We start from the raw sequence: 16,191 nt of genomic DNA, 5'->3' as shown, positions 1-16,191 counted from the left end.
GAGCGGACATGAGCTATCAGACTATCGAGATCTCCATCGCGTCGCGTGTCGCCACGGTCACCCTGAACCGTCCTGACGTGCGCAACGCGTTCAACGAAACCGCCATCAATGAACTGGCGCTGGCCTTCGATGAACTGGGCCGCAACGACGACGTGCGCGCCATCGTGCTGGCCGCGAACGGCCCCGCTTTCTGCGCCGGCGGCGACCTGAACTGGATGAAGAAAATGGCGGGCTACTCCGACGCCGAGAACCTTGACGACGCAAGTAAATTGGCCGACATGCTGCGCACGATCTACCTGTGCCCGAAGCCGGTGGTGGCGAAGATCCAGGGCGACTGCTACGCTGGCGGCATGGGCCTGGTCGCCGCTTGCGACGTGGCGGTATGCGTCGACGAAGCGAACTTCTGCCTGAGCGAAGTGAAGCTCGGCCTGATCCCGGCCACCATCTCGCCGTACGTGATCAAGGCGATGGGCGAGAACGCCGCCCGCCGCTACTTCCTGACCGCTGAACGCTTTTCGGCGAAGGAGGCGCACCGCATCGGTTTCGTGCACGAACTGGTGGCCGCCGATGCGCTGGACGCCACTGTCGCCGCCATCGTCAAGGCGCTGGTGACGAACAGCCCGAACGCCGTGCGCGAAGCCAAAGTGCTGGTGCGCGACATCGCCGGCCGCCCGGTCGACGACGCGCTGCTGGCCGACAGCGCGCAGCGCATCGCCGCCATCCGCGCATCGAGCGAAGGGCGCGAGGGCGTCGCGTCCTTCCTCGAAAAACGCAAGCCGTCATGGCTGAACTGAGGCGCCGTGCAAGCCGATAAATCCTCCGCCGACTGGGTCGCGCGCAGCCTGCGCAGCGTCTGGCACCCATGCACGCAAATGCAGCACCACGAGACCGTGCCGCTGATCCCGGTCAGCCACGGCCGCGGCGCCTGGCTGTTCGACCATGACAACAAGCGCTATCTCGATGCGATCAGCTCGTGGTGGGTCAACCTGTTCGGCCACGCCAATCCGCGCATCAACGCCGAACTGCGCGACCAGCTCGACCAGCTGGAGCACGCGATGCTGGCCGGCTTCACGCACGAACCGGTGATCCGCCTGTCGGAACAGCTGTCCGATATGACCGGCAATGTGCTCGGCCACGCGTTCTACGCATCGGACGGCGCATCGGCGGTCGAGATCGCGCTGAAAATGAGCTTCCACGCCTGGCGCAACGCAGGCCAGTCGGACAAGCAGGAATTCGTCTGCCTCAAGGGCAGCTATCACGGCGAAACCATCGGCGCGCTGGCCGTAACCGACGTCGCGCTGTTCAAGGACGCCTACGGCCCGCTGCTGCGCGCCGCCCGCGTAGTGGCCTCGCCCGACGCACGCAATGCGCTGGAAGGCGAGACCGCCGCCGATGTCGCGCGCCGCGCCGCTGCTGACGTGGAGGCGCTGTTCGCCGAGCGCGCCGGCCACATCGCCGCCATCATCATCGAGCCGCTGGTGCAGTGCGCGACCGGCATGGCGATGCACGATCCGTTGTACCTGAAGCTGGTGCGCGAACTGTGCGACCGCTACCAGGTCCACATGATCGTGGACGAAATCGCGGTCGGCTGCGGGCGCACCGGCACCTTCTTCGCCTGCGAGCAGGCCGGCATCTGGCCCGACTTCCTGTGCCTGTCCAAGGGCATCAGCGGAGGCTACCTGCCGCTGTCGCTGGTGCTCACGCGCGACGAGATCTACCAGGCGTTCTACAGCGCCGACGTCACGCGCGGCTTCCTGCATTCGCACTCGTACACCGGCAATCCGCTGGCCTGCCGCGCCGCGCTGGCGACGCTGGCGATCTTCCGCGAGGACGATGTGCTGAACAAGAACCGCGTGCGCGCCGAGCGCCTGACCGCGGCGCTGTCGCCGCTGGCCGGGGATGAGCGCGTGCGCCACTTCCGCCAGCGCGGCATGATCTGGGCCTTCGATGCGATCGAGCCTGATCCCGCCCGTGCCGCCACCTTCTCGCGCCGCTTCTTTACTGCCGCGCTGGACAACGAACTGCTGCTGCGCCCGATCGGCACCACCGTCTACCTGATGCCGCCGTACGTGCTGAGCGACGAGGAAGCCGTGCTGCTGGCGGCCCGCACCCGCAAGGTGTTCGACCAGGTGATGGCCTCCTGATGGACATGATCGCCAACATCGACCGCCAGCTGCGCGACCTCGACGAGCGCAGCCTGACCCGGCGCCGCCGCACGGTCGACACGCCGTGCGCGCCGCGGCTGGTGATCGAAGGCCGGCCGATGCTGGCGTTCTGCAGCAACGACTACCTGGGCCTGGCCGCGCATCCGGCGGTCGTTGCGGCGCTGCGCGAAGGCGCCGATATCTACGGCGCCGGCAGCGGCGCCTCGCACCTGATCAGCGGCCATAGCCGCGCCCACGTGCGGCTGGAAGACCGCCTGGCCGAATTCGAAAGCCCGCACCTCGACAACGCGCGCGCGCTGAGCTTCTGCACCGGCTACATGGCCAACCTCGCGATCCTCACCGCGCTGGGCGCCGACGCCGGCGCCGAGATTTTCTCGGAGCAGCTGAATCACGCCTCGCTGATTGACGGCGCCCGCCTCGCCCGCGCGCAGGTGAAGCTGTATCCGCATGCCGACGCGGCCGCCTTGGCGTCGCTGCTTGATGCGAGCACCGCACAAACGAAGATCGTCGTCACCGACAGCGTGTTCAGCATGGACGGCGACCTCGCGCCTTTGCCGGAACTGCTGGCCGCGTGCGAACGCCACGGCGCCTGGCTGGTGATCGACGACGCCCACGGCTTCGGCACGCTGGGCGCACATGGCCGCGGCGCGCTCGAGCACTTCGGCCTGCGCTCGCCCAACATCGTCTATATGGGAACGCTGGGCAAGGCCGCCGGCGTCGGCGGCGCCTTCGTGGCGGCGCACGCCAGCGTGATCGAACTGATGATCCAGCGCGCCCGCCCATACATCTACACCACCGCCGCGCCGCCGGCGCTGGCGCATGCGCTGCTGGCCAGCCTCGACATCATCGGCGGCGAAGAGGGCGCGTCGCGCCGCGCGCACCTGCAGGCGCTGATTGCGCAGTTCCGCGATGGCTTGCGCCTGCAACGCTGGCAGTTGCCTGCGTCGGCCACCGCGATCCAGCCGATCATCATCGGCGCCAACGACGAAGCGTTGCGCGTGGGCGCCGGGCTGTATGGCCAGGGCCTGTGGGTACCGGCGATCCGCCCGCCGACCGTCCCTGCCGGAACAGCGCGCCTGCGCGTGACCTTGTCGGCCGCGCACACTCATGAAGACGTATCGCAGCTTGTCGCTGCGCTCAACCAACTGGAAAGGACTTGAGATGAGCCTCAACGATCCGATCGATCCCGTGCTGGCCCCGGCAACCGCCGCCGCGCCCGTGCGTGAAACCGAACCGAAGGCGCAAGCCATTGGCGGCCTGCCGTCGCGCTTTTCCTGCTTCGTCACCGGCACCGACACCGAGATCGGCAAGACGCTGGTGTCGTCGGCGATCCTGCACAAGCTCGTGGCCGGCGGAGCGCGCGCCTGCGGCATGAAGCCGATCGCCGCCGGCGCCGAAATGCGCGACGGGCAGTTGCACAACGAAGACGCCGACATGCTGATCGAAGCCGGCAATGTGCACCTGCCGGCCGACCTGACCACGCCGTACATGCTGCGCGCCGCGGCCGCGCCGCACATCGCCGCCGCGCTGGAAGGCGTGGCTATCCAGCCGGTGCCGATCATCGCGGCTTACGCCGAAATCGCCGCCGCCTCGGACGCGGTGGTGGTCGAAGGCGTGGGCGGCTTCCGCGTTCCGCTGTCGGACGATTTCGACACCGCCGACCTGGCCGCGCAACTGAACCTGCCGGTGATCCTGGTGGTCGGCCTGCGCCTCGGCTGCATCAGCCACAGCCTGCTGACGATCGAAGCCATCGTCGCGCGCAACCTGGTGCTGGCCGGCTGGGTCGTCAACGAAATCGACCCGGACATGCAGTTCGCCGACGAGAACGTCGAAGCGCTGCTGCAGCGGATCCCGGCGCCGCTGCTGGGCCGCGTGCCTTTCATGAACAACCCGACCGCCGCCAAGGCGGCCGAATACATCGACCTCGACGGACTGCCTGGATGGCCGCCGGCGCGGGACTGAATCAAATAGTAAAAGGAATCACAATGTCGAACATCACCGAAGTTTCGTTCCACAAGCCAGCCGCCGCGATCACGCTGCCGGAAGCGGCTACCTGGCCGCTGGCCGATGTCATGGCGCTGTTCGAGCTGCCGTTCAACGACCTGATGTTCCAGGCGCAGTCCGCGCACCGCGCCAACTTCCCCGACGGCGACGTCGAACTGGCGACCCTGCTGTCGATCAAGACCGGCGGCTGCGAGGAAGACTGCGGCTACTGCCCGCAGGCCGCGCGCTACGACACCGGCGTCGAAGCCAAGAAAATCCTCGACATCGACACTGTGCTCGACGCCGCCCGCCAGGCCAAGGCCAACGGCGCCACCCGCTTCTGCATGGGCGCCGCATGGCGCAGCCCGAAGGACCGCGACATGGACAAGGTCGAAGAGATGGTGCGCGAGGTGAAGGCGCTCGGCATGGAAACCTGCGCCACGCTCGGCATGCTCGAAGAAGGCCAGGCCGACCGCCTGAAGAACGCCGGCCTCGATTACTACAACCACAACCTCGACACCGCGCCCGAGTTCTACAACAACGTGATCTCGACCCGCGAATACCAGGACCGCCTGGACACCCTCGGCAAGGTGCGCAACGCCGGCCTGAAGGTCTGCTGCGGCGGCATCGTGGGCATGGGCGAATCGCGCCTGCAGCGCGCCGGCCTGATCGCGCAGCTGGCAAACCTGAATCCGTATCCGGAATCGGTGCCTGTGAACCACCTGGTGCAGGTCGAAGGCACGCCGCTGCACGGCATCGACCCGCTCGACCCGCTCGAATTCGTGCGCACCATCGCGGTCGCGCGTATCACCATGCCGAAGGCGCGCGTGCGTCTGTCGGCGGGCCGCCGCCAGATGGGCGAAGCGGTGCAGGCGATGTGCTTCCTGGCTGGCGCCAACTCGATCTTCTACGGCGACAAGCTGCTCACGACCGACAACCCGGAAGCGAACGACGACCGCGCGCTGCTGGAAAAGCTCGGCCTGAAGACGCGCGCTTCGACGCTCGACTCGGCGCCGAAAGAGCGCTGCGGCTGCTAATTCTTTATTCACCGATCAACCACCGTTTCGGAACTCACGCATGTTCAAGAAAATCCTCATCGCCAACCGTGGCGAAATCGCTTGCCGTGTCGCCGCCACTGCGCGCCGTATGGGCATCAAGACCGTCGCCGTGTATTCCGAAGCGGACGCCGGTTCAAAGCATGTGGCGGTGTGCGATGAGGCGGTGCTGATCGGGCCCGCGCCAGCCAAGGAAAGCTACCTGTGCGGCGAGCGCATCATCGCCGTGGCGCTGGCCACCGGCGCCCAGGCGATCCACCCTGGCTACGGCTTCCTGTCCGAGAACGCCGACTTCGCCGACGCCTGCGAGCAGGCCGGCCTGGTGTTCATCGGCCCGCCGGCGTCGTCGATGCGCGCGATGGGCTCCAAGTCCGCCGCCAAATCGCTGATGGAAAGTGCCGACGTGCCGCTGGTGCCCGGCTACCACGGCGACAACCAGGATCCTGACTTCCTGCAGCAGCAGGGTGACCGCATCGGCTACCCGGTGCTGCTGAAGGCTTCGGCCGGCGGCGGCGGCAAGGGCATGCGCGTGATCGAGAAGTCGGAAGACTTCAAGGCCGCGCTGGAGTCGTGCAAGCGCGAGGCGATCAGCTCCTTCGGCGACGACAAGGTGCTGGCCGAAAAATACCTGCAGCGTCCGCGCCACATCGAGATCCAGGTGTTCGCCGACACCCACGGCAACTGCGTCTACCTGCACGAGCGCGACTGCTCGGTGCAGCGGCGCCACCAGAAAGTGCTGGAAGAAGCGCCGGCGCCGGGCATGCCTCCAGAGCGCCGCGCCGCGATGGGCACGGCTGCTGTCAACGCGGCCAAGGCGGTCGGCTACGTCGGCGCCGGCACGGTGGAGTTCATCGCCAACCAGGACGGCTCGTTCTACTTCATGGAGATGAACACCCGCCTGCAGGTCGAGCATCCGGTTACCGAAATGATCACCGGGACCGATCTGGTCGAATGGCAGCTGCGCGTCGCGTTTGGCGAGCCGCTGCCGAAGAAGCAGGAAGAACTGGCGATCCACGGCCACTCGATCGAGGCGCGCATCTACGCCGAGAATCCGGAGAAGGGCTTCCTGCCATCGATCGGCACGCTGCGCCACATGGATACGCCGGGCGCGGTTAGCTTCGAGCTGGGTGCTGGCAGTAACGGCGATCCGGCGCCGGTGCGCATCGACTCGGGCGTGCGCGAGGGCGACGCGATTTCGCCGTTCTACGACCCGATGATCGCCAAGCTGATCGTCTGGGGCGCGGACCGCACGCAGGCGCTGGCGCGCATGTCGCAGGCGCTGGCCGAGTTCCGCATCGTCGGCCTGGCCACCAACATCGCCTTCCTCAAGCGCCTGGTCGAAGGCGGCGCGTTTTCGCAGGCAGACCTCGATACGGGCCTGATCGAGCGCAATTCCGACACCCTGTTCCCGGCGCCGCGCGCGGTACCGGCCGGCGCGCTGGCGTTCGCGGTGGTAGCGCTGATCGAAGCGGAGAAGGATGCCTCGGCGGCGGTGTCGAAAAATAGCGCCGACCCGTTCGGCAATGCGCTCGGCTGGCGCCTGAACGGCGCCTACAAGCGCCAGTTCTCGTTCGCCGACGACTACAGCGCCGGCACCGACACCAAGGCCTACCAGGTTGGCGTGACCTACCATCCGCACGGCTGGGAGCTCGACTTCGGCGGCATGGAGGCCGAGGCGTCGCTGCTCAAGCGCGACGGCGCCGAACTGTCGATTAACCTGGGCGCCACGTCGATGCACGGCGCGGTGCGGCGCGACGGCGACAACTTCCACGTGTTCACCGGCGGTCGCCATTTCGTCCTGGCCTACAACGACCCGATGGCGCATGCCGGCGAAGCGGAAGCGGCGGGCGGGCGCCTGACCGCGCCGATGCCGGGCAAGGTAGTCGCGGTGCTCGCGTCGAAGGGCCAGCAGGTCAAGAAGGGCGACGCGCTGGTCATCATGGAAGCGATGAAGATGGAACACACGATCGCCGCGCCGAGCGATGGCCTGGTCGAGGAGATTCTGTATCAGGTCGGCGACCAGGTGACGGACGGCGCGCCGCTGCTCGCATTCGCGGCCGCGTAAGAAGGAGCCACGCATGCGAATCCTCCTGCACCGCGCCGATGGCAACACCGAACCCTGGGTGCGCGATTTCACCGAAGTGCTGCCCGGCGCCGAGATGGTGGTGTGGCAGGAGGGTGCGCAGGAAGCGCCTTGCGACTACGCGGTGCTGTGGGGCCCTCCCGCCGCGCTGCTCGGCCAGCTGGCGCAGGTGAAAGCGATTTTTCTCGCCGGCGCCGGCGTCGATGCGATCCTCAAATTCGGCGACGCGCTGCCGAACGTGCCGATCGTTCGCCTCGGCGACGCCGGCATGGCGGTGCAGATGGCCGAATACGTGGCGCACGCGGTGCTGCGCTACTTCCGCCGCTTCGACGAATACGAAAAGCAGGCGCGGCGTGGCGTCTGGTCGCCGCTGGCGCTGCCCAAAAAGAGCGAGTTCACCATCGGCGTGCTGGGAATGGGGAAGCTGGGACTGCGCGTCATCGACACGATGGCGCATTTCGGCTTTCCGCTGCGCGGCTGGAGCCGCACGCCGAAGCAGCTGGCCGGCGTAGCCTGCTATTCGGGCGTCGAGTCGCTTGGCGATTTTTTGGCCGGCACGCGGGTGCTGGTGTGCATGCTGCCGCTGACGCCCGAAACCTCGAACCTGCTCGACCGCGCGCGGCTGTCGCTGCTGCCGCAAGGCGCCTACCTGATCAACGTCGCGCGCGGCGCGCACGTGGCCGAGCCGGACCTGCTCACGCTGATCCGCTCGGGCCACCTGGCCGGCGCCACGCTCGACGTGTTCCGCAACGAGCCGCTGCCTGCGCCCCATCCTTTCTGGGACGAGCCGCGCATCACCATGACGCCGCATATTTCGGCGCTTACCGTCCGGCGCGACAGCGTTTGCCAGATCGCCGGGAAGATCAACGCATTGGAAAACGGCGAGCCGGTGGCTGATGTCGTCGACCGCACACTGGGGTACTGATATGAACACGCAACCGGATTTGCCGCGCAAGGTCAAGATCGTCGAAGTGGGGCCGCGCGACGGCCTGCAGAACGAGAAGGAGTCGGTGCCGGCTTCGGTCAAGATCGAACTGGTCGACCGCCTGTCGCAGGCGGGCTTCCTCAACATCGAAGCGGCGTCGTTCGTGTCGCCGAAATGGGTGCCGCAGATGGCCACCAGCGCCGAGGTGATGGCGCAGATCGCGCGCCGCGCCGGCACCATCTACTCGGCGCTCACGCCCAACATGCAGGGTTTCGACGCCGCGCTGGCGGCGAAGGCCGATGAAGTGGTGATCTTCGGCTCGGCGTCGGAGGCGTTCTCGCAGAAGAACATCAACTGCTCGATCGCCGAATCGATCGCGCGCTTCGAGCCGGTGGCAAAAGCCGCCAAGGCGGCCGGCCTGCGCCTGCGCGCATCGATCAGCTGCGCATTCGGCTGCCCGTATCAGGGCGAGGTGCCGCTCGACGCGGTGGCCGAGGTGGTGGGCCGCATGCGCGACTTGGGCTGCGACGAGATCGACATCGCCGACACCATCGGCGTGGCGACGCCGCGCAAGACCCAGGCGGTGATGCTGCGCGCTGCGGGCGAGTTCCGCATCGAGAGCATCGCCGGCCACTTCCACGATACCTACGGGCAGGCCCTGGCGAACATCTACGCGAGCCTGGAAGTGGGCGTGGCGATTTTCCATTCGTCGGTGGCGGGGCTGGGCGGCTGCCCGTACGCCAAGGGCGCGACGGGCAATATCGCGACCGAAGACGTGGTGTACATGATGAATGGACTGGGCATCGAGACCGGCATCGACCTCGACCTGGTGGTCGACGCGGGCCAGTTCATCTCGCAGCATCTGGGCCGCAAGGCGGTCAGCCGCGCCGGCAACGCGATTGCCGCGAAACGCGCCGGCTAGTTGGCCTGGCGGCTGCGGTTTTCGGCGTGGTGCGCGGCGCGGGAAATTTGTGCGTACGGGATGCGAACGATCTGCGGCAATAGTATGATATGTTCATACAACCGAATCGACCGAGGAGAAACCGCCATGACAACGATTCGCAAGACGATCACCGTAACCGAGCAGCAAGACAAATACATTAAGGCGCAGGTTGAAGCTGGCCACTATACAAATGACAGCGAATATTTTCGCGACCTGATACGTCGCGATCAATACGGCGACCTGGCTGCAATCCGCGCTGCCTTGAGCGAGGGAGAGTCGAGCGGTGAGCCGCGGCCATTTGATCTCGCTGCTTTCAAAAAGCGGATGAAGAGCACGGCGCAGAAAACCGCTGACCGGCTCGCTCATGGCTGAGTATCGACTAGCGCCAAAAGCAGAGAGGGACCTTGAAGATATTTGGTCGTACTCCTACGACAATTGGGGCGAACAGCAAGCCAACGATTACACTGACGGTTTAGTAGAGACTTTCGACGCGTTGGCGATGTCGCCGGCCTCAGCTCCGGCGTGTGACGACATCAAGCCAGGATATCGCCGCCAAGTTTTTGAACGCCATGTCATCTATTTTCGAATCACTGGCTATGGCATCGAGATCATTCGAGTTCTTCATGGGCGAATGCACGCCGCAAACCACCTTAAACCATAGGGCGCTGGCCAAACGTCGAACGGGCTGAGTAACTCGTTGATCCTGAACGTTATGGTCAACTACTACAGATGACCGCTGAAAATGAAAAAGCCGACGAACGAATTCGTCGGCTTTTTCATTTAATGCTGGTCGGAGTACAAGGATTCGAACCTTGGACCCCCTGGTCCCAAACCAGGTGCGCTACCGGACTGCGCCACACTCCGAGGACAAGAAGTATGACGGCTGGGACTGAAATGGTCAAGGGCCAGCGCGCATTTTTTATGAATCTCCGGAACTGTGTCTTGCAAATCTCCCAAGTCATGCGACCATGGGCGCCTTCATGAACGCAACCCTGACAATTGAGCAGCGGCCCTCGCGCCTGATGACGGGCCTTGCCGTCTCGCTGGCGCTGCATGCGGCGCTGCTGCTGGCGTGGCGCCTGCCGGCGCATGCGCCCGAGGCGCCTGCGCCGTCGTCGATCGCGGTCTGGCTGCGTCCACCGCCGCCGCCGAAAGTCGGACCGGCGCCGGCCACTCCGGCCTCGTCGTCGAAACCTGCGCGGGCGATGCCGAAGCGGCGCGCGCCAGCCAATGTGATCGCGCTGCCGGCCGGGGAGGCGGTCCGCCTCGATGCTTTCACCGTCGAGGCGCCGCGGCCGGAAGCGCCGCGTTTCGACCTCGATGCCGCGCGCAGGACCGCGCGCCAGGCGGCCAATGAGCCCGATCCCGCGAAAGCCGGCACGCCGCTGGCGCAATTTCCCGCCAGGCCGCTGGAAACCGAAACCCGCGCGGCGCGCGCGATTTCCCAGGCGAAGAGGCGCGATTGCAAGGATGGCATTCCAGGCGGGCTGCTGGCGCCTCTCATCCTCATGATGGACAAGAAGGACAGCGGCTGCAAATGGTAGATGGGGTCAGGTCCGCAGGACCAGACCCCTGACGACGGCATTCGGGGTCTGGTCCTGCGGACCTGACCCCATTTTCAGCCCTTGATTGCAAGCGCCCGTTCGTACAGCGCATTCTTCTTGCGCCCCGTGATCTGCGCCGCCAGACTGGCCGCCTGCTTGACCGAGCACTCCGCCAGCAGGATGTTGAGGATGCGTTCGGCCTCGGCTTCATCGGCATCGGCGCCTTCCGCCGCGCCTTCGACCAGCACCACGAACTCGCCTTTCTCCCGGTGCGGATCGGCCTTCACCCACGCCAGCGCTTCGCCGAGCGGGCAGCGGTGAATCTCTTCGAACAGCTTGGTCAGCTCGCGCGCGAACACCACCTGGCGCTGCGGTTCGAACACGCCGGCCAGCGCTTCCACGCAGTCCACGATCCGGTGCGGCGCCTCGTAGAACACCAGCGTGGCCGGCACCGCCGCCAGTTCCCGCAGCGCGCTCTCGCGCTGCTTCGCCTTCGCCGGCAGGAAGCCGACAAAGTAGAACCGGTCGTTGACCAGCCCACTGGCCGACAGCGCCGTCACCGCCGCCGAGGCGCCGGGCAGCGGCAGCACGCGGATGCCGGCTGCGCGCACCGCGTCGACGATCCGCGCGCCGGGGTCGGAAACGCCCGGCGTGCCGGCGTCCGACACCAGCGCGATGCGTTCGCCGGCCAGCAGGCGCGTAATCAGCTTCTCGGCCACCTCGCGCTCGTTGTGCTGGTGCGCCGCGATCATCGGCTTGGACAAGCCGAAGCGCGTCAGCAGGTTGCCGGTGTTGCGCGTGTCCTCGCACGCCACCGCGTCCGCCAGCGCCAGCACCTGAAGGGCGCGCAGCGTGATGTCGGTCACGTTGCCGATCGGAGTAGCGACAATGTACAGGGTTGCGGTAGGATAGGACTGGTGGGCCGTTTCTCCGACAACGGGGAGCTGCGCGATCTGGCTGGACTGGATTTCTGTCATAGGGAATGTGATGCCGATTAATAGTCTGAATGGCCTGCTTGCGGCATTGGCCGGCGCCGCGATGCTTGTGCTGGCCGGCTGCAGCACGCCGTGCGACGCGCCGGGGCGATTGTGCGCGCCTGACGATTCAAATACAAGCACGCTTCCGCAATGGTACACGCGCGGCCAGCCGCCGCCCCCGCCGCCGCCCGAACGGCCCGTGGAACCGGGTCCCGCGCGGACCGAGCCACCTTCCGAAATGCAGACCGTCCCGATCGATGCCGCCGGCGCCGAGCCGCGCAAGCCCATCACCCGCATCGGCCTGATGCTGCCGCTGCGCTCGGAAACGCTGGGGGCGCCGGCCGAGGCCTTGCGCGCCGGCTTCATGGCCGCCTATGAGCGCGACCGCGACGGCTTCACCGTCAACCTGATCGAAACCGGCGACAGCCCGCAGGATACGCTCGACGCCTACGCCGCCGCGCAGGACCAGAACGACATCATCGTCGGCCCCCTCGCGCGTTCCGCGGTCGGCGCGCTGGCCGCCAGCAGCCTGGTACAGAAGCCGACCATCGCGCTGAACCATCCGGAATCGCGCGGCCGCGCGGCCCTTCCGGCGCAGATGCTGGCGATCGGCCTGTCGATCGAGGACGAGGCGCGCCAGGTCGCCGACTGGGCCGGCGCCGAGCATCCCGGCGGCGCGGCGATGATCGTCTCCGGCTCGAGCGCCTGGCAGCGCCGCATCGCCAGCAGCTTCGCCGCGCGCTGGAAGCAGCTCGGGCGCGAGTCGCAGATGCTGGAGCTGTCCGATTCGAACGGCTACCTGAGCGAAGCGGCGCTGGGCCAGCTGCGCTCCCAGGTCGACGGCGCCCAGCCGGCGCTGGTATTCACGGCGCTCGACCCCGCCCAGGCCGGCCAGGTGCGCGGCGCGGTCGGCGCGGCCCTGCCGTTCTATGGCACCTCGTCGGTCAATCCGGGCGCCGATCCGGGCGCGGCGATCGCCGACCTCGATGGCGTGCGCATGCTCGACATGCCATGGGAAATGCAGCCGGCGCACCAGGCGGTGATGGTCTACCCGCGCTGGGCCTCGGCCAGCCGCACGCTCGACATGGATCGCCTGTACGCGCTCGGCATCGACGCCTTCCGCGTCGCGCGCGAGATCACGCTGCACCCAGGCGCCGACGTCGAGGTCGATGGGGTCACCGGCAAACTGTCGATCGGCTTCGGCAAAGGGCCGGCGCGCTTCGAGCGTGTCCAGCCGGCGGCGGTGTACAACGGCGGGGTGTTTACGCTGGTGCCGGCCGGGCGCTGACCATGTGGGGCAAGCGCCTCAGCGAGAAGCAGAAACAGGGCCAGCTGGGCGAGCACGCCGCGCTGGCCCACCTGCAGCGTCACGGCCTGGCGCTGGTCGAGGCCAACTTCAGCTGCAAGGGCGGGGAAATCGACCTGGTCATGCGCGACGGCCCGACGCTGGTGTTCGTCGAGGTGCGCAAGCGCCAGGACATGGCGCACGGCGGCGCGGCCGCGAGCATCGGGCCGGCCAAGATCCGGCGCCTGGTGCGCGCCGCCCAGGTCTACCTGCTGCGCTTCGACGCCCTGCCGGAGTGCCGTTTCGACGTGGTCGCGATCGACGCCGGGCAGCTCGAATGGCTGCGCAACGTGATCGAAGTGTAAGCATTTTTAACACCGCTTGCCCGGTCCCGGCGGCGCCTGCACTATAATCGCCACACTATGAATACTCAACGCATCCTCGCTCATTTCCAGGAAAGCGCCGACCTGAAGCTCAAGTCGGCCTCCGTCCTGTCCCAACCCATCTCCGAAGCCATCGACCTGATGTTCGGCGCGCTCTCGAACGGCAACAAGATTCTCGCCTGCGGCAACGGCGGTTCGGCCGCCGATTGCCAGCATTTCGCCGCCGAGCTGGTCGGCCGTTTCGAGCGCGAGCGCTTCCCGCTGCCGGCGCTGGCGCTGACCACCGACACGTCCATCATGACCGCGGTGGGCAACGACTATAGCTACCGCGAGATCTTCTCGAAGCAGGTGCAGGCCTTCGGCCAGGCCGGCGACGTGCTGCTGGCGCTGTCCACGTCCGGTAACTCCGCCAACGTGCTGGCCGCCGTCGAAGCGGCGCTCGAGCGCGAGATGCGCGTCGTCGCGCTGACCGGCAAGGACGGCGGAGAACTCGGCAAGATGCTGACCGACGCCGACGTGCATATCTGCGTCCCGCACACCCGTACCGCCCGCATCCAGGAAGTTCACCTGGTGACGATCCACTGTATTTGCGACGGCATCGACGTCGCCCTGTTTGGAGGAGATGTGAATGAATAAAAATGGCCAGCCCCTCATGCGCCCGCTCGCGAAGGCGATCCTGTGCGCAGCCCTGCTGACCAGTCTTTCCGGTTGCGTCGAAATGGTTGTCGGGGGCGCCGTGATGGGCGCTGTCGCCGGCGCCGACCGCCGCACCCTGGGCGCGCAGACCGAGGACAAGACGATCACCGTCAAGGCCGAGCTGCGCGTGCCGAAGATCGCAGGTCCCGACGCGCACGTGAACATCGCCAGCTTCAACCGCAAGGTGCTGCTGACCGGTGAAGTGCGCGACGAGGCAGCCAAGGCCGCGGTCGAGCGCGAAGTACGCTCCATCGAAGGCGTGCAGACGATCGCCAACGAGATCCAGGTTTCGGGCCCGTCGAGCTACACCTCGCGTTCGTCCGATGCGCTGATCACCACCAAGGTCAAGGCCAGCCTGGTGGATATGAAGACCATTTCGGCCACTTCGTTCAAGATCGTCACAGAAAACGGCACCGTCTACATGATGGGCCGCGTGACCCAGCGCGAAGGCCAGGTCGCCGCCGATGTGGCGCGCGGCGTGTCCGGCGTGCAGCGCGTGGTGAAAATCTTCGAATACATCACCGAGGACGAACTGCGCGCCTTGGAGCCGCCGAAGCCGGGTCTGTAAGAAAATGGGGGTCATGTCCTCCGGGCCGGACCCCGCTATAATCCCATCATGACTTCTTCCTGGATCAAACCCGCTGCAATCTGCGCGCTGGTGCTGGCGCTGGCCGGCGCCGGCTATGCGATGCTCGGCCGTAGCACGCCCGCGCCCGACGTCACCTTCATCAGCCTCGCCGGCGACAAGATCAGTACGCAAAGCCTGCGCGGCAAGGTCGTGATGGTCAACTTCTGGGCCACCTCCTGCGCCACCTGCGTCAAGGAGATGCCGCAGATGGTCGAGACGTACAACAAGTTCAAGGGTCAGGGGCTGGAATTCGTCGCGGTGGCGATGAAGTACGATCCGCCCAACTACGTCGTCAACTACACCGAGACGCGCAAGCTGCCGTTCAAGGTGGCGCTCGATTCGGGCGGCGACCTGGCCAAATCCTTCGGCGACGTCGCGCTGACGCCGACCACCTTCGTGATCGGGAAGGACGGCAAGATCCTCAAGCGCTATGTGGGGGAGCCGGAGTTCGGCGAACTGCACGCGCTGCTGCAGAAGGCCCTCTCGGCCACCTGAACCTCTTGGTGTCGTTCCTGCGCAGGCAGGAACCTATACTGAAGGTGCTCACACCGGCATGGGTTCCTGCCTCCGCAGGAACGACAGCTTTAGAACCCCGCTTGCACCGACAGGTACGCGCCGCGCTGCTTCGTCGGATTGAACACCGTGATATCCCCCAGCACCGCGTACGCCGCCGTCACCGACAAGTTCTTGGTCGGGAACCACGCGACGAACGCATCGTAGTAGTCCTTCTCGTTGTCCACACCCAGGTTGCGCGGCTTCATGCGGTACTCCACGCCGGCCACCAGCTTGCGGTTGATCAGGTACGCAGCCGACACTTCCAGCTTTGCCTTGTAGCTGTCGCCCTTGTCGCCGCCGAATCCGAGCAGGCCCATTTGGTTGGCCCTGGTCGCGCGCACGGTCCCATTAAGCAGCAGGCTCTGATCCAGCAGGATCTTGGTCGCGGCGACGTAGTAGTCGACGCCGTTTTCGTCCTTCGCGCCCAGTTGCGTCACTTTGGTCACGCCCAGCGCGCCAAGGCCGCCGATGCCCTTGTTCCGCTTTGCCATGACGCCGACGGCGATCTGCGGCAGGGCGCGGTCCTGGTCGTACACGGCGTCGCCCACCAGCTTGACCTTCACGCCCACGATGTCCTGCTTGATGCGCAAGTCGTTCAGCGGCGCCAGACTGCCGCGAAAGTCCTGGGTCGCCAGCGATACTTCGACGCGGTCGGCCACGCCCACCGCAACGCCGTAGGTGTCGAGCGAATAGTCCTGGGTCGCCACGCGGGTGACATGGGCGTTGGCGCCCCAGCTGTCGCGCGTGCCGTAACCGCTGATCAGCGCCCACGGCGCCAGGCCGCCGCCTCCAGCGCCTTCGACCGTGCTGACGCCGCCGGTGGCGGTCAGCTTGCCCATGTCGGGAATTTGCGCCAGCACGGCGCCGCTGCACATGGCGGATGCCAGCAGCAGCACGAGGCGTCCGCTTGCGTGACTAATACTGAATTGCATAATTCGTTCTCTTGTGTTGTGTTTTTATGTGAGCAGC

Annotated in this window: 18 protein-coding genes and 1 tRNA gene; 16 read left to right on the top strand and 3 right to left on the bottom strand. The window is 66.5% G+C overall.

Annotated elements, in window-relative coordinates; all coding sequences use genetic code 11:
- Positions 1-8 precede the first annotated feature (8 nt).
- The 10 genes from Q4S45_RS20880 to Q4S45_RS20830 all read left to right on the top strand — a co-directional run bounded on the left by Q4S45_RS20880 (position 9) and on the right by Q4S45_RS20830 (position 9,815).
- Entirely contained in the window at positions 9-794 is a 786-nt protein-coding gene (locus Q4S45_RS20880; protein ID WP_305507318.1) for an enoyl-CoA hydratase/isomerase family protein, read from the top strand.
- 6 nt (positions 795-800) lie between these two features.
- Positions 801-2,144 carry an adenosylmethionine--8-amino-7-oxononanoate transaminase gene (bioA, locus tag Q4S45_RS20875; RefSeq protein WP_374046064.1) on the top strand — a complete coding sequence of 448 codons (1,344 nt, stop codon included), beginning with the start codon at positions 801-803 and terminating at the stop codon, positions 2,142-2,144.
- The gene (gene bioF, locus Q4S45_RS20870) at positions 2,144-3,325 is read left to right on the top strand and encodes an 8-amino-7-oxononanoate synthase (protein ID WP_305507317.1); all 1,182 of its coding nucleotides are present in this window, start codon (positions 2,144-2,146) and stop codon (positions 3,323-3,325) included. Before bioA ends, bioF begins: the two co-directional genes overlap by 1 nt.
- Before the next feature lies 1 nt (position 3,326).
- Complete coding sequence (gene bioD / locus Q4S45_RS20865) at positions 3,327-4,127, top strand: dethiobiotin synthase (protein WP_305507316.1); 801 nt, start codon at positions 3,327-3,329, stop codon at positions 4,125-4,127.
- A 23-nt stretch (positions 4,128-4,150) separates the two neighbouring features.
- A complete protein-coding gene (gene bioB / locus Q4S45_RS20860; protein ID WP_305507315.1) occupies positions 4,151-5,185 on the top strand; it encodes a biotin synthase BioB in 1,035 nt (344 codons plus the stop codon).
- A 40-nt stretch (positions 5,186-5,225) separates the two neighbouring features.
- Positions 5,226-7,268: an acetyl-CoA carboxylase biotin carboxylase subunit gene (locus Q4S45_RS20855; protein ID WP_374046063.1), complete on the top strand. Its 2,043-nt coding sequence runs from the start codon at positions 5,226-5,228 to the stop codon at positions 7,266-7,268.
- Between the two features lie 13 nt (positions 7,269-7,281).
- On the top strand, positions 7,282-8,211 hold the full coding sequence (locus Q4S45_RS20845) for a 2-hydroxyacid dehydrogenase (RefSeq protein WP_374046062.1): 930 nt from the start codon (positions 7,282-7,284) through the stop codon (positions 8,209-8,211).
- A gap of 1 nt (position 8,212) precedes the next feature.
- Positions 8,213-9,133 carry a hydroxymethylglutaryl-CoA lyase gene (locus Q4S45_RS20840; RefSeq protein ID WP_305507314.1) on the top strand — a complete coding sequence of 307 codons (921 nt, stop codon included), beginning with the start codon at positions 8,213-8,215 and terminating at the stop codon, positions 9,131-9,133.
- 126 nt (positions 9,134-9,259) lie between these two features.
- Positions 9,260-9,526, top strand: a complete 267-nt coding sequence (locus Q4S45_RS20835; RefSeq protein ID WP_305507313.1) for a type II toxin-antitoxin system ParD family antitoxin — start codon at positions 9,260-9,262, stop codon at positions 9,524-9,526.
- A complete protein-coding gene (locus Q4S45_RS20830; protein WP_305507312.1) occupies positions 9,519-9,815 on the top strand; it encodes a type II toxin-antitoxin system RelE/ParE family toxin in 297 nt (98 codons plus the stop codon). Before Q4S45_RS20835 ends, Q4S45_RS20830 begins: the two co-directional genes overlap by 8 nt.
- 126 nt (positions 9,816-9,941) lie before the next feature.
- Here Q4S45_RS20830 and Q4S45_RS20825 read toward each other — a convergent pair.
- Positions 9,942-10,018: transfer RNA gene (locus Q4S45_RS20825), tRNA-Pro, on the bottom strand.
- Between the two features lie 116 nt (positions 10,019-10,134).
- Here Q4S45_RS20825 and Q4S45_RS20820 point away from each other — a divergent pair.
- Positions 10,135-10,698: a hypothetical protein gene (locus tag Q4S45_RS20820; protein ID WP_305507311.1), complete on the top strand. Its 564-nt coding sequence runs from the start codon at positions 10,135-10,137 to the stop codon at positions 10,696-10,698.
- Between the two features lie 74 nt (positions 10,699-10,772).
- Here Q4S45_RS20820 and rsmI read toward each other — a convergent pair whose 3' ends face one another.
- The gene (gene rsmI, locus Q4S45_RS20815) at positions 10,773-11,675 is read right to left on the bottom strand and encodes a 16S rRNA (cytidine(1402)-2'-O)-methyltransferase (protein WP_305507310.1); all 903 of its coding nucleotides are present in this window, start codon (positions 11,673-11,675) and stop codon (positions 10,773-10,775) included.
- Positions 11,676-11,685: 10 nt separating this feature from the next.
- Here rsmI and Q4S45_RS20810 point away from each other — a divergent pair, with 10 nt between their 5' ends.
- The 5 genes from Q4S45_RS20810 to Q4S45_RS20790 are packed head-to-tail and all read left to right on the top strand — an operon-like array spanning position 11,686 to position 15,162.
- Complete coding sequence (locus Q4S45_RS20810) at positions 11,686-12,963, top strand: penicillin-binding protein activator (protein WP_305507309.1); 1,278 nt, start codon at positions 11,686-11,688, stop codon at positions 12,961-12,963.
- 2 nt (positions 12,964-12,965) lie between these two features.
- Positions 12,966-13,325 (top strand): YraN family protein, encoded by a 360-nt coding sequence (locus Q4S45_RS20805; protein WP_305507308.1) that lies wholly within the window; start codon positions 12,966-12,968, stop codon positions 13,323-13,325.
- 57 nt (positions 13,326-13,382) lie between these two features.
- On the top strand, positions 13,383-13,979 hold the full coding sequence (locus tag Q4S45_RS20800) for a phosphoheptose isomerase (protein ID WP_305507307.1): 597 nt from the start codon (positions 13,383-13,385) through the stop codon (positions 13,977-13,979).
- Complete coding sequence (locus Q4S45_RS20795) at positions 13,972-14,607, top strand: BON domain-containing protein (protein ID WP_305507306.1); 636 nt, start codon at positions 13,972-13,974, stop codon at positions 14,605-14,607. The genes Q4S45_RS20800 and Q4S45_RS20795 overlap by 8 nt, the downstream gene beginning before the upstream one ends.
- A 48-nt stretch (positions 14,608-14,655) precedes the next feature.
- Positions 14,656-15,162 carry a TlpA disulfide reductase family protein gene (locus Q4S45_RS20790; protein ID WP_305507305.1) on the top strand — a complete coding sequence of 169 codons (507 nt, stop codon included), beginning with the start codon at positions 14,656-14,658 and terminating at the stop codon, positions 15,160-15,162.
- Between the two features lie 89 nt (positions 15,163-15,251).
- On the opposite strand, the gene Q4S45_RS20785 is transcribed toward Q4S45_RS20790, so the two are convergent.
- On the bottom strand, positions 15,252-16,097 hold the full coding sequence (locus Q4S45_RS20785) for a DUF3034 family protein (RefSeq protein WP_305512165.1): 846 nt from the start codon (positions 16,095-16,097) through the stop codon (positions 15,252-15,254).
- Between the last annotated feature and the right edge of the window lie 94 nt (positions 16,098-16,191).

It is taken from the genome of Massilia sp. R2A-15 (assembly GCF_030704305.1).
In the GTDB taxonomy this organism is placed as follows: domain Bacteria; phylum Pseudomonadota; class Gammaproteobacteria; order Burkholderiales; family Burkholderiaceae_D; genus JAFCUW01.
This window is presented reverse-complemented; position numbering and strand designations above follow the sequence as displayed.